12 protein-coding genes and 3 tRNA genes are annotated in these 13,161 nt (G+C 30.2%); 11 read left to right on the forward strand and 4 right to left on the reverse strand.

The genetic code is table 4. The features are described 5' to 3' along the window. Window positions 1-17 precede the first annotated feature (17 nt). The 9 genes from ACMZI9_RS00680 to ACMZI9_RS00720 all read left to right on the forward strand — a co-directional run bounded on the left by ACMZI9_RS00680 (window position 18) and on the right by ACMZI9_RS00720 (window position 8,933). A complete protein-coding gene (locus tag ACMZI9_RS00680; protein ID WP_416099045.1) occupies window positions 18-704 on the forward strand; it encodes a hypothetical protein in 687 nt (228 codons plus the stop codon). Window positions 705-1,193: 489 nt separating this feature from the next. Next, complete coding sequence (locus ACMZI9_RS00685; RefSeq protein ID WP_416099046.1) at window positions 1,194-1,610, forward strand: hypothetical protein; 417 nt, start codon at window positions 1,194-1,196, stop codon at window positions 1,608-1,610. A gap of 199 nt (window positions 1,611-1,809) precedes the next feature. Then, window positions 1,810-4,623 (forward strand): preprotein translocase subunit SecA, encoded by a 2,814-nt coding sequence (gene secA / locus ACMZI9_RS00690; RefSeq protein ID WP_416099047.1) that lies wholly within the window; start codon window positions 1,810-1,812, stop codon window positions 4,621-4,623. A gap of 61 nt (window positions 4,624-4,684) precedes the next feature. Continuing rightward, on the forward strand, window positions 4,685-5,296 hold the full coding sequence (locus ACMZI9_RS00695; RefSeq protein ID WP_416099048.1) for a hypothetical protein: 612 nt from the start codon (window positions 4,685-4,687) through the stop codon (window positions 5,294-5,296). Between the two features lie 185 nt (window positions 5,297-5,481). Further along, window positions 5,482-7,101 carry an ABC-F family ATP-binding cassette domain-containing protein gene (locus tag ACMZI9_RS00700; RefSeq protein ID WP_416099049.1) on the forward strand — a complete coding sequence of 540 codons (1,620 nt, stop codon included), beginning with the start codon at window positions 5,482-5,484 and terminating at the stop codon, window positions 7,099-7,101. 2 nt (window positions 7,102-7,103) lie between these two features. Continuing rightward, window positions 7,104-7,784 carry a 16S rRNA (uracil(1498)-N(3))-methyltransferase gene (locus tag ACMZI9_RS00705; RefSeq protein ID WP_416099050.1) on the forward strand — a complete coding sequence of 227 codons (681 nt, stop codon included), beginning with the start codon at window positions 7,104-7,106 and terminating at the stop codon, window positions 7,782-7,784. A 172-nt stretch (window positions 7,785-7,956) separates the two neighbouring features. After that, window positions 7,957-8,391: a 50S ribosomal protein L13 gene (gene rplM, locus ACMZI9_RS00710; protein WP_257089389.1), complete on the forward strand. Its 435-nt coding sequence runs from the start codon at window positions 7,957-7,959 to the stop codon at window positions 8,389-8,391. Window positions 8,392-8,393: 2 nt separating this feature from the next. After that, window positions 8,394-8,792 (forward strand): 30S ribosomal protein S9, encoded by a 399-nt coding sequence (rpsI, locus tag ACMZI9_RS00715; RefSeq protein WP_323176655.1) that lies wholly within the window; start codon window positions 8,394-8,396, stop codon window positions 8,790-8,792. A 64-nt stretch (window positions 8,793-8,856) separates the two neighbouring features. Further along, window positions 8,857-8,933, forward strand: a tRNA-Ile gene (locus ACMZI9_RS00720). Window positions 8,934-9,104: 171 nt separating this feature from the next. Here ACMZI9_RS00720 and ACMZI9_RS00725 read toward each other — a convergent pair. Continuing rightward, a tRNA-Lys gene (locus ACMZI9_RS00725) sits at window positions 9,105-9,180 on the reverse strand. A gap of 8 nt (window positions 9,181-9,188) precedes the next feature. After that, window positions 9,189-9,274 (reverse strand) — tRNA-Leu (locus ACMZI9_RS00730). Between the two features lie 111 nt (window positions 9,275-9,385). Between ACMZI9_RS00730 and ACMZI9_RS00735 the strand changes: the two genes are divergently transcribed. Both ACMZI9_RS00735 and rsmG read left to right on the forward strand, forming a co-directional pair. Then, entirely contained in the window at window positions 9,386-10,372 is a 987-nt protein-coding gene (locus ACMZI9_RS00735; RefSeq protein WP_416099051.1) for a ribose-phosphate pyrophosphokinase, read from the forward strand. Continuing rightward, a complete protein-coding gene (gene rsmG / locus ACMZI9_RS00740; RefSeq protein WP_416099052.1) occupies window positions 10,359-11,048 on the forward strand; it encodes a 16S rRNA (guanine(527)-N(7))-methyltransferase RsmG in 690 nt (229 codons plus the stop codon). The genes ACMZI9_RS00735 and rsmG overlap by 14 nt, the downstream gene beginning before the upstream one ends. A 121-nt stretch (window positions 11,049-11,169) precedes the next feature. On the opposite strand, the gene der is transcribed toward rsmG, so the two are convergent. Beyond that, a complete protein-coding gene (der, locus tag ACMZI9_RS00745; RefSeq protein ID WP_416099053.1) occupies window positions 11,170-12,480 on the reverse strand; it encodes a ribosome biogenesis GTPase Der in 1,311 nt (436 codons plus the stop codon). Beyond that, window positions 12,473-13,159, reverse strand: a complete 687-nt coding sequence (cmk, locus tag ACMZI9_RS00750; protein ID WP_416099054.1) for a (d)CMP kinase — start codon at window positions 13,157-13,159, stop codon at window positions 12,473-12,475. Before cmk ends, der begins: the two co-directional genes overlap by 8 nt. Between the last annotated feature and the right edge of the window lie 2 nt (window positions 13,160-13,161).

Raw genomic sequence — 13,161 nt, forward strand, 5'->3', positions numbered from 1 at the left:
TTTTCTTTTCTCAATTTATGGAACTACATAATTCACAAAATCATAATTCTTGCTCTAATAAAGAATTAATATGAATTGCAAATTCAAATAAACAACAACAAACTGGACATAAACCAAAACAAAATCTTTTCACAATAAAAAACATAGCTTACTTAGCTATGTACATGGCAATTATTGTAATTTTAACTTTTACACCATACACAGGGTATATTACGATTGGTGTTATATCAATAACAACTCTTCCAATTGTTATTTTAATCGCTTCAATTCATTTAGGTATGATTGGAACTTTATGAAGCACGCTGTCATTTGGATTTTGATCTTGAATAGGTTCGATTGTTTTAGGTTATCCAATTTTCAATAACATCTTATATTCATTTGTACCAAGAATCGCTTTAGCTTTATTTTTGGTAGGAGCATATTATTTATGCTTTAAAATAGGTAAATTCAATATATTCACAAGTACAATCTTTGCTTTTTTAATTTTTGCTGCCAATACATTATTTGTTTCGATTTTTATTTTTATCGGAATTCAATTCATAGGCATAAAAGAAGTAACATCACCATCAGTTTGATTAACATTAATTTGAGTAAATATGCTGGTTGAATGAGGTGTTTTAGTAATAATTTCAATAGCTATTTATCCATTTTTAAAATGAGTTTATAAACAAAATGTGATTAATAAAGTTTCATTGGGATATTAGATAAATTTGAGAGCTCGATGAGCTCTCTTTTTACTTAGCGTTCAATAACTATTTATTTTTAATTATTTTATGGAATGGGTGATATTATTTAAATATTAAGAAAAGGAATCAAGAATGATATTAATGATTATTTATTATCTATCCTGGCTGATAGATGGAAAAATGAGATTTATATGACATAAACTGTTTGACATTATACGATTAATTGATTCAGGCACGAAAATACGTCCTGAAATTTTTGATTACTTAAAAGAAAAATTTCTTAAAAGATTGAAATTCGAACAGATATTATTAATCGTTTTTCTTGTAATCATAACAATATCGGCTATACACACAATTATTTCGATAATTTTGGCATGCATTTATTTTGCTAAAATAAATACTATCACTACTTTCTGTTTCTACACAGGATTACCTGCTTCTATTATTTTACTATGTGAGGGTTCTTCACTTTTGGGTCTTTGAATATCAGGTAATCTAAAATCATATTTGGATGATTATATAAATTACTTAATACCAGAATATTCAAGTAAGAATGCAAGATTATCCAATGAAAATTTATATGATAATTTAATTCTAAATACTCATTCCGAAGTTCATTTTTTAATAAATGAAAAGACAAAATTTAAAACAGTGTGGCCTTCAGTTAGAGTGGACATATCTTCAGTACGATTTCCTTGAATGCATATTAAAATCAAATTTTTAAAGAAATCAAAAACTAAGAAAATGGATGTTTATTTAGTAATGTTATTATGTGGTGATGGTATGTGAAAACTTGGTAATATTGAATTAAAACCTGAAATGTTTTATTATGAGTATAAGAGATCTGTGCTGGGCGAGAAAATTAAACTGCCAAAACGAAAATTTACATTAGCAAATAACTACAAACAAGATTATGATTTTTAGTTTAATTTTTTATATCTAAAAAACGTTAAAAATAAATGGTGTAAAACTTTATTTTTAACTAAATATTCATACAATAATTATTAACCTGAAAATTACTTTTTCTACATACACATAGTGTTAAAAGTCAAAAAGACCCATTCAACTCATAAAAGTTAATAGGTCTTTTTTATTTTATAAATAAAAAAGTATAATTGAACTTATGAAAAGTTGAAAACAATTATTAGACTTCAAAACGTCAGAAATGCGTATTGCTGAGAAAGCTTTAAAGAAAATTAATCAGCTTGAAAGCATAGTTTCTAAGTTTACAGACGAAGAACTTAAATCTAAAACAGAATACTTTAAAAAGCTATTAGAAAAAGGTTATTCATTAGAAGACATTCGTAATGATGCTTTTGCAGTAGCTAGAGAAGCAACAAAGAGGGTTTTAGGTAAAAGACCTTATGATGTTCAAATATTAGGTGGATTACTTTTAGATTTAGGTTCAGTAGCTGAAATGAAAACTGGTGAAGGTAAAACAATTACATCTATTGCTCCGGTTTACTTGAATGCTCTTTTAGGTAAAGGTGCGATTGTATCTACAGTTAACGAATACTTAACTGAACGTGATGCAACTGAAATGGGTGCTGTGTTTAATTTTTTAGGACTTACTGTTGGGATTAATAAAGCACAAATGAATGAGGATGATAAAAGAAAAGCTTATGCAGCTGATATTACTTATTCAGTTCACTCTGAACTTGGGTTCGATTACTTAAGAGATAATATGGTCTCAAATAAGAATAACAAAGTTCAAAGAGGACTTCAGTTCTGTTTAATCGATGAGGTTGACTCAATCTTAATCGATGAAGCTAAAACACCTCTTATCATTTCAGGTGGAGAAAAAGATGATACAGCAGCTTACTTTGCTGCTGACCAATTCGTTAGAACTCTTGGTCCTGAAGATTACATAGTTGATGAAGAGTCAAAGGCTGTAGCGCTAACACACTCAGGGATTGCTAAAGCTAATGAGTTTTACAAAACTGATGGACTTTATAAAATTGAAAACTCTGAAAATGTTCACTTAATCCAAAACGCATTAAGAGCACATAAAATTATGCGTATTGATGTTGAGTACATTGTCCGTGAAGGAAAAATCGAATTAGTTGATGCATTCACTGGTCGTATAATGGATGGACGTAGCTATTCAGAAGGGCTTCAACAAGCTATCCAAGCTAAAGAAATGGTTGAAGTTGAACCTGAAACAAAAACTTTAGCAACCATTACTTACCAAAACTTTTTCAGAATGTTCAAAAAGCTTTGTGGAATGACCGGTACAGGAAAAACTGAAGAGCAAGAATTCATTGATATCTACAATATGAGAGTTAATGTTGTTCCTACAAATAAACCAATTGCTCGTGTAGATGAACCTGATGCAATTTTTGCAACTGCTAAAGCAAAATGAAATGCAGTTGCTAATAAAATTGAAGAACTTTACAAAAAAGGTCAACCAGTTTTAGTTGGTACTGCTCAAATTGAAGATTCAGAAGTTATTCATAGACTTTTAACACATAGAGCAATTCCTCATAGAGTTTTAAATGCTAAACAAAATGCATCTGAAGCTGAAATTATTTCGCATGCTGGTGAAGTTAAATCAGTTACTATTGCCACAAATATGGCTGGTCGTGGAACTGACATTAAACCTACACCTGAAGCTTTAGAACTTGGTGGATTATACGTTTTAGGAACAGATAAAGCTGAATCAAGAAGAATTGATAACCAGCTAAGAGGACGTTCAGGACGTCAAGGGGATATTGGTACAAGTAAATTCTTTATTTCTATTGAAGATCAATTAATGCAACGTTTTGCAAACTATGAAAGTTTCAGAGATGCTTATTCAAAAGATGGAGACAAAGAAGTTACTAATAAACAACTTAGATTTGCTTTTAATCACGCTCAAAAGAAAATTGAAGGTTTCAACTATGACTCACGTAAATCAGTTTTAAATTATGACGACGTTATTAGACAACAACGTGACTTAATTTATGCGCAACGTGATTTAATCTTATACAGCAGTGACATAGTGTTTATCGTTCAAAGAATGATAGCATCTGCTGCTAGAACTATTGTTAGAAGTGGTGAATATAGATTGCATAATAATGTTTATCATTATGAAGCTCTTGTAGACTTTTTAAATGAAAACATTGGTAAATTCATTAAATTCCACTTTGATATTAATGACATTTCAAAAGTTCACGAAACAGATTTGCCAGAATATATTGCTAACATTATTCTTTCAATTTATCAAGATTGAGAAAAGAATGCAATAGAAAACACTTCAGAAGAAGAGTTAATAAGACACTTAAGAGCACTTATTTTAGGCACATTAGATGAAAAATGACAAAGTCATATCAACTTAATGGACAAATTACGTTCAAACGTTAACTTAGCTCAATATTCACAAAAGAACCCTTACCAAATTTATACAGAGGAAGGGACAAAAGCTTTCTACAAAATGATTGATGATATTGCTTATGGAGTGCTTTTAAAAGTCTTCTCAGACAGAATTGGAATGAAGACATTATTCACAAAACAAATGAAAGCTGATCCAATATTCCAACAAATTCTTTCATCATTCAGAATTGATCCATACAAATCAATTGAAGAGCAAGAAAGAGTTGTTGTTGAAACTTACGAGTTAATTAAGAAAAGAATGGAAGACCTAGAGCAACAAAAGAAAGCTGAGCAAGAAAAATTAGCTCAAACAGCTAGTGAACCAATTGAAGTTCCGGCTGAAAATCAACTACAAAATCAAGAAGTAGTTAGATTAGATGAAAAACCAAAAAAAGTTAAAAAACAAAGTGATAAAACTAATAAAAATATTGCTATAAATCTTGATAATAAACTTTATAATTGTAGTAATATTGCTTATATTAAAGATAATGAACATAAAATTAGTCGTTCAGTAGCTCTTGCACCAAAAAGAAGACAACCACAAAGACCAAGGCTAAATATCAATGTTTATGTAAAACATAAATAAAAATTGTTCAAAATCATAAATTTATTAAATCTAAATAGTTTGAAAATAAAAGGAGATCCTTATGGCACAAGTAGAATTAGAAGTTAAATTAGATGGAAATTGTAAAGTATGTAAATCACCAAGAGTTCAATGTGTTTGTTTCTCATGTCCTTGTTTAGGTGGAAAATACCACGTTGAACAAATGACAATTGTTGAAGAAGTTAAAAATGAAGAAGTATTAGTTGAAGAAACTGTAGTCGAACAAGAACAACCAGTAGAAGAAAAAGAAACAGTTGTATATTCAGAAGTAAAAGAAGAACCTAAAGAAGAATACGTTTATGTTGAATCAGACTTAACACGTGAAGAAAATATTATCGAACCTGTTGGTGGACACAGATGTGGTGGACACTGCTTAGCAAACAGAAACGCTAATATGGTTAAAAGAGAAGCAGAAGTTGTTTACAGCTCATCAGCATTAGCTAAAGAAGAATGTGGATGTGAAGAAGAAAAACAAACATGCTGTGAAGGTGAATGTAACTGTGAACAAGTTGAGGAAAGAGTAGAAGTAGCAGTTAGAGAAGTTACAGAACAAGTAGTTGAAGAAGTTATTGTTCAAAACTACTACACATTACACCCAGTTGCAAACAAATTCAGAGAATACAGTGAAGAAGTTATTACAGAATTCAAAAAATAATTTATCTTTCACATAGCAAATTTGCTATGTGATTTTTATTTTTATGGTATTATTTTTAGGAGCCGACATCGAAGTGAAAACTTAGATGTGTACTGCCTTCAATTTGAAGGTTTTTTTATTCAAAATAATATAAAATATATAAATCCTTAATTTATATATTGTTAATTAAAACAAAGGAGCTAAATATGATTGAAGTTCAAAATTTAAGCAAGATTTTTAGTGATAAAAAATTATTTGAAAACGTTAACTTAAAATTCACAGAAGGTAACACTTATGGAATTATCGGTGCTAATGGTGCTGGTAAGTCAACATTTTTAAAAATAGTTGCAGGTGACATTGAACCATCAGGTGGAAATATTGTTATCGAGAAAAACAAACGTATTTCTGTCTTAAGTCAGGATCATAATGCATATGATGATTACAATGTTACTGAAGTTGTAATTATGGGGAACACTGATTTATACAAAATCAAAGAAGAAAAAGATGCAATTTATATGAACCCTGATGCAACTGATAAAGATTATGAAAGAGCAGCTGATTTAGAAGAAAAATATGGTATGTTAGGTGGATGAACAGCAGAAAATGATGCACAAGAACTCTTAAGTAACTTACACATACCTAAAGAAAAATGAGAAGCTCCAATGAGAGAGCTTACAGCTAATCAAAAAATCAAGGTTCTTTTAGCTAAAGCATTATTTGGAAATCCTGATATTTTAATTATGGATGAGCCAACTAACCACTTAGACCTTAGAAGTATTAGATGACTTGAAAACTTCTTGATCGACTACCCTAACGTTGTTATTGTAGTTAGCCACGACAGCGACTTCTTAGATGCTATTTGTACACATATTGTTGACATTGATTACAATGAAGCGAAAATTTACACAGGTAACTATTCATTCTGAAAACAAAGTTCAGAGTTAGCTAGAGAAATGATGAAGCAATCAAATCTTAAAAAAGAAGCACAAATCGAAAAACTTAAAGAATTCATCGCGCGTTTCAGTGCTAATGCATCCAAATCAAGACAAGCTACATCACGTAAGAAAGCTCTTGAAAAAATTTCACTTGATGAAATTAAACCTTCAAATAGAAAATATCCATTCGTTCGTTGAGAAATGAACCGTGATCACGGTAAACAAATTTTAAATGTTGAAGGTTTAACATACAAAAATGATAAAGGTGAAACTTTATTTGAAAACGTATCATTCTCACTGAAACCAGGTGAAAAAATGGTTATTGTTGGAGAAGATGACATTGCTAAAACAAAATTATTAGAATGTTTACTTGGGATTAATAAACCAACTTCAGGAACAGTTGAATGAGGACAAACAATTACACCTTCATACTTCCCTAATGAAAATAGCAAATACTTTGATACAGATGAAAACATTCTTGAATGAATTTCTAAGTGACCACTTGAAAATAAAGAAAAAGAAAACAGAGAAAATGATGATGCTAGAATGCGTGGGTTCTTAGGTCGTATGTTATTTAGCAATGATTCAGTATTCAAAAAAGTTAAAGTAACTAGTGGGGGAGAAAAAGCTAGATTAATGTTCTCAAGAATGATGCTTCTTGAATCTAACTTTATCATCTTAGACCAACCATTAGATCACTTAGATGCTGAAAGTATTGACTCAGTTATTGAAGGTGTTAAAAACTTCAAGGGTGGAGCAATTTTCACAACATATAACAGAGCATTTGTTAACCAATGTGCCAATGTTATTTTAGAACTTCAATCACCTACAAAGAGCTTCTTATTCAGAGGTTCTCTTGAAGAATATGAAGAAATTATGCAAGATAACTAATTATGAATAGATTTTTTGTAACAGAGAAAAACAATGAATCTTTTGTTTTATCAAAAGAAACATTAAAACATCTTCAAGTTATCAGAATAGACACAAAGCCTTTTATTTGTGTTTATAATGAAGAATTTTATGAATGTGTATTAGATAATAATGCAGCGAAAATAATTAAAAAAATAGAACAAAATCATGAACATAAATACGAAGTTGTTCTTGCGATGGCTGTAATTAAGTTAGATCGTTTTGAATGAGCGCTACAAAAAGCTACAGAACTTGGAGTTACAAAAATAATTCCACTAAAAACTCAATACACAAATCACGACTTACTTAAATTTAATAAATTTAGCTCAAAATATGAAAGATTTAAAACTATTTTGCAAAATGCAGCTGAGCAATCATTCAGAAATAAAATTCCAGTTTTAACTGAATTAATGACGTTAAAACAAGTGTTAAATCTGCCGATTCAAAATAAATATATAGCGCATGAAAAAATTGATATTTCATCAAACCTACCACAACCAATTGATAGTGATGCTATTTTCTTAGTTGGACCTGAAGGTGGTTTTTCAGATGAAGAAATCAATTTAGCTGCAAAAAATAATGTAAAAGTTGTTTCATTAGGTTCAAGAATTTTAAGAGCAGAAACAGCAGCAATTTTCATGTTATCGCAAATGAAAATCGATTAATAAAATTAATTAAGAAAATATATAAAATACCTATAATATAGGTTTAAAAAACATAATAAACCATATGTAAAAAAATGAGTATAAAAAAACTTATGTGGTATAATAAATAAGCAATTTATAAATTTATAAACCGAGATAAATTTTTTATTATTAACGTATATAGGAGGATAGCGTGAGACAAACAACAATAGTTAATACTCAACAAGCTAACAAAAAATGATATGTTATTGATGCTGAAGGACAAGTATTAGGGCGTTTAGCTGCTCAAGTTGCATCAATTTTAAGAGGGAAAAACAAACCTACATTTACACCTAACGCAGATATGGGTGACTTTGTTATCATCGTAAATGCAGAAAAAGTAGTTTTAACAGCTAAAAAAGAAGAAAACAAAATTTACTACTCACACTCAGGATACCCAGGTGGATTAAAAAGCATTACAGCAGCAAAATTAAGAGTTAAAAGACCTACAGCTTTAATTGAAAAAGCAGTAAGTGGAATGATTCCTCACACAAAATTAGGAAACAAACAACGTCGTAGTTTATTTGTGTATGCTGGACCAAACCACAAACACGAAGCTCAACAACCAGAAAGATTAGAGGTTAAATAATTATGGCTAAAGAAACAGTTATGTACCGTGGATTAGGAAGAAGAAAATCTTCAGTTGCTCGTGTTAGATTAACACCAGGTAAAGGTAAATTTGTTATTAACAACCGTGATGCTAGAGAATACTTAACATCTGACATTTACTTAAAAGATGCTAACCAACCTTTTGTTTTAACAGATACATTTGGAACATTTGATGTTAGTGTAAACGTAAGTGGTGGTGGTCTTAGTGGTCAAGCAGGTGCTATTAGATTAGGTATTGCACGTGCTTTATTAGAAGCTAACCCTGAATATCGTTCAGCTTTAAAAGTAGCCGGAATGCTTACAAGAGATGCTCGTGCTAAAGAACGTAAAAAACCAGGTTTACGTGCAGCACGTCGTGCAAGACAATTCTCAAAACGTTAATAAAATTAATAATATTTTGTACTTCTGTTTTTATAGTTTTATGCTATAATAGAAGTACATTTATGCGAGCGTAGCTCAGCTGGTTAGAGCACACGACTGATAATCGTGAGGTCGATGGTTCAAGTCCATTCGTTCGCACCATTTCATAAAGATGACCTTATTTTACCAACTAGAAATAGTTGGTTTTTTTCTTGCTCTTTTTTATAAATTAAAGAAATTGTTTTTTTACTTATCTGACTAGCTCACTACTGTAAAAGTAAAAAAAGGAATAAAAAAAGAACCTTCTAAGGTTCCTCGGTCAATTTCTTGAAATGGTACGTCCTAGAGGATTCGAACCTCTGACCCAATGGTTAAAAGCCATTTGCTCTACCTGCTGAGCTAAGGACGCACATTTTTTGGTGCCCAGGACTGGACTTGAACCAGCACGGTATTGCTACCGAGGGATTTTAAGTCCCTTGTGTCTACCATTCCACCACCTGGGCATTTCTTTTTGCTTGAATATTATAACACAGAAAAAATAAAACAAAGTATTTTTTTAATATTTTTATTTAAATAATAAAGCAACAAAAAGGGTAAAATATAAATGAGGAAAAATGAATAAAGATCAAACAGTTATTTTTGGTATGCATAATTCAGAAAAATTAGCAAAAAAGATTTCTGAACTTGTTAATATACCACTTTCAAAAGCAACAAGAATAGTTTATACTGATGGTGAAGCCATGTGAGTAGCTGAAGAAACTGTTAGAAACAAAGATGTTTACATCATTGCTTCAACATCAAAACCTGTAAATGATAATTTAATGGAATTATTGTTATTTATTGACTCACTTAAAAGAGCAAGCGCAGGTTCGATTAATGTATGCTTAAGCTACTATGGATATGCTCGTCAAGATAGAAAAGCATCAGGAAGACAACCGATTGGAGCTAAATTAGTTGCTAATTTACTTCAAGTAGCAGGTGCTACTAGAATGATTTGTGTTGACTTACATAACCCTTCAATTCAAGGATTCTTTGATATTCCTGTTGATGATTTAAGAGCACAATATCCACTTGCATTAGCATTAAGAAAACTTAATACATCATTCACAGTTGTATCTCCAGACCACGGTGGAACTGTAAGAGCTAGAAAACTTGCCGAATTAATAGCAAACACAATTAAAATTACAATTATCGATAAGAGAAGAAATGCTGATAATCAAACTGAAGTAATGGGTATTATTGGTGATATCAAAGGTCAAAATGCGGTTATTGTAGACGATATTATTGATACAGGTGGAACAATTAAAAAAGCAGCACAAACATTAAAAGATAATGGTGCTAATAAAATTATTGTTGTTGCAACGCACGGTGTTTTTTCGAAGGGGTTTGATATTTTTGAAAATGACCCTAACATTGAAAAAGTTATTGTTACAGACAGCATTGATAACAATGAATTACTAGAAAAATACTCAAAATTACAAATTGTTTCATTAGGTGAATTTATAGGAAAAGTGATTAATGCATCTCTAAATGGTGGAAGCATTACAAATGTATACGCAGAAATAAAGGAACAAATAAATAATTACAATGATGAGAAGTAAAGAACTTGTTAGAGAATTATGCATTAAAAATAACTGAGATTTTAGTTTATTTGAAGCTTATGTGAATCTAATCGAAGAGAAAAACAAAGTTATGAATTTAACTGGATTTTCAGATGAAAGACTTTGAAATGAAGGTATTTACGAATCTTTAGTATTTATGATTGAAATCTCTAAAGACTTACAAGGTGGAACTATTTTAGACATTGGAGCTGGAGCAGGTTTCCCATCAATTCCATATGTGTTAACAAAACCTAAAAACAAAGTAGTTATATATGAACCGCTTTTAAAAAGAGTTAACTTCTTAAACGAAGTTATTGAGAAGTTAAATTTATCAGATTATGTAACTGTTTACAAATATAGAGCTGAAGATGTAAAGGAAACTAATCAATTTGATGTTGTTACAGCAAGAGCTGTAGCAACTGTAAAAGCTTTAAGTATGGCTGCTTTACACTTAGTTAAAGTTAATGGTTCATTATCTTTATTAAAAGGTAAGAAAGCTATTGAAGAACTTAATGACGCAAAGAGCATTTTGAAAGATGTTAAAGTTCAATATTCAATAAGTCCTTTTATTGATGAGAATATTGATAGAGAAAATTACATTGTATCAATTAAGAAATTAGAAAATACACCGAAAAGATTTCCTTATTTATGAAAAGATATTAAGAAGGTTAATTAATTTATTCAAAGATAGCATTAAGCTATCTTTTTTTATTTTAATTTTATTTTTCATGTTGTTAAGAGAGTTTTATGATTCGATAAAAAATGCATATGATCGAAATCATATGCATAGTTTTTAATTATTCAATAGCATCTTTCTTGTTTTTGAAGTTCATTTTAATAGGACAACCTCTAAAATCAAATGTTTGACGCAATTGATTTTCAAGGAATCTTTGATATGAGAAGTGTAAGTATTTTTTATTGTTAACAAAGAAAGTGAATGTAGGAATTTTTGCTTTTTCTTGTCTTGCAAAGTAGATATTTAATCTACCACCATTGAATGGAATAGCAGGTTGAATAATTTGAGTTTCTAAAATCAAGTTTGATAATAATGATGGTTTGATTTGACGTTCTAAGTTTGTTCTAACTAAGTTAATTGTGTCATAAAGTTTGTTTAATCTTTGATTGTATTTAGCTGAAATAAATACAAATGGAACTCATGGAACAAAGTGGAATTTGTTTCTAAGTCTTTTTTCATATTCAGTCATTGTGTTTGTTTCTTTTTCGATTAAGTCTCACTTATTAATTACAATGATAACTGGTTTTTCATTATCTAATGCATAACCAATAATTCTTGAATCAAAGTGTGAAACTTCTTCTTGTGAAGCATCAATAACGATAAGTGATAAATCAGCTTCTGAAAGTGAGTTCATAGCACGCATAAGTGCATAGTGGTCGACTGATTCAACTAATTTTGACTTCTTAGTTATACCGGCAGTATCAATAACATTGTATGTTTTTCCATCAATATCAATTAATGATGTAACTGAATCGCGAGTTGTACCGGCAATATCTGAAACAATTGAACGCTCCTCTTTAGCTAAATTGTTTAAAAGTGAAGATTTACCTGCGTTAGGTTTTCCGATAATAGCTAAATTAAATGCATCGATTTCTTCAGGGTCTGAATAATCTAAAACTTCAATACATTTAGTTAAAACATCACCGATCCCTTCTCCGTGAAGAGCTGAAATTGGATAAATGTGATCAACTCCTAAACTATATCAAGAGTAATCAAATTGTTGTGTGTCTTCAAGTTTGTTAGCTACAGCAATGATCGGTTTTTTAGATCTACGTAAAATGTTCATAATGAATAAGTCATCATTTGTAATTTCACTAGTTCCATCAAATAAGAAGATGATTGCATCAGCTTCTTCAATAGCGATTTTAGCTTGGATTTGAATTTGTTCTTGGAATGGTCTGTTTTCAATTTCAATTCCACCAGTGTCAATGATTTTAATTTCGTGACCAGTTCAAATAATACGTTCGTAAAGTCTGTCACGTGTAACACCAGGTTCATCATGCACAATAGAAACTTTTCTTCCTACAAGCTTATTGAAAAAAGTACTTTTCCCTACATTTGGTTTCCCTACAATTGCAACTGTATTACGCATTTTGTTCCTTCTTTGCTTTTAATTTTTGGTTAACAATATCAATAATTTTGTTTTCAACTTCTTCAGTTGTTAGTTCAGTACAATCAATATAAATAGCATCTTCTGTTTTATGTAATGGATCAACTTCTCTATGGATATCTTGTTGATCACGTAATTCAACTTCTTTTAAAACCTCTTGGTAGTTTGTGTTGTAACCTAATATTTTGTTTTGTTCATATCTTCTTTGCGCTCTGATTTCTGGTGTAGCTCATAAGAAAATTTTAACTTCAGCGTGAGGTAGGATTCTGAAAGTTGTATCTCTTCCATCAATGATGTAACCCTTATGTCTTAAAGTCATATGTTGAATAAATTTAACAACAAATGCTCTAACTTCAGGAATTTTAGCCACAGTAGGAGTAACTTTTGAAATATAGTCAGCTCTAATTTTAAGTGAGATATCATTTCCATCTAATAAAGTTATATCGTTAGGCAATAACTCAATGTTGATTGTTTCAAGAGATTTAATTACACCTGCTGTATCAGTTGTTAAAATATTCTGTTCAAGAGCATTTAATGTGATTGCTCTATAAACTGAACCACTGTTAATAAAAGTGTAATTTAATCTTTGAGCAAGATTTTTAGAAACAGTTGATTTACCAACACCGTTTGGACCATCAATGGCTATATTAACTTTTCTCATAT

It is taken from the genome of Mycoplasma sp. 4079, assembly GCF_047785185.1.
GTDB lineage: Bacteria > Bacillota_I > Bacilli_A > Mycoplasmatales > Metamycoplasmataceae > Mycoplasmopsis.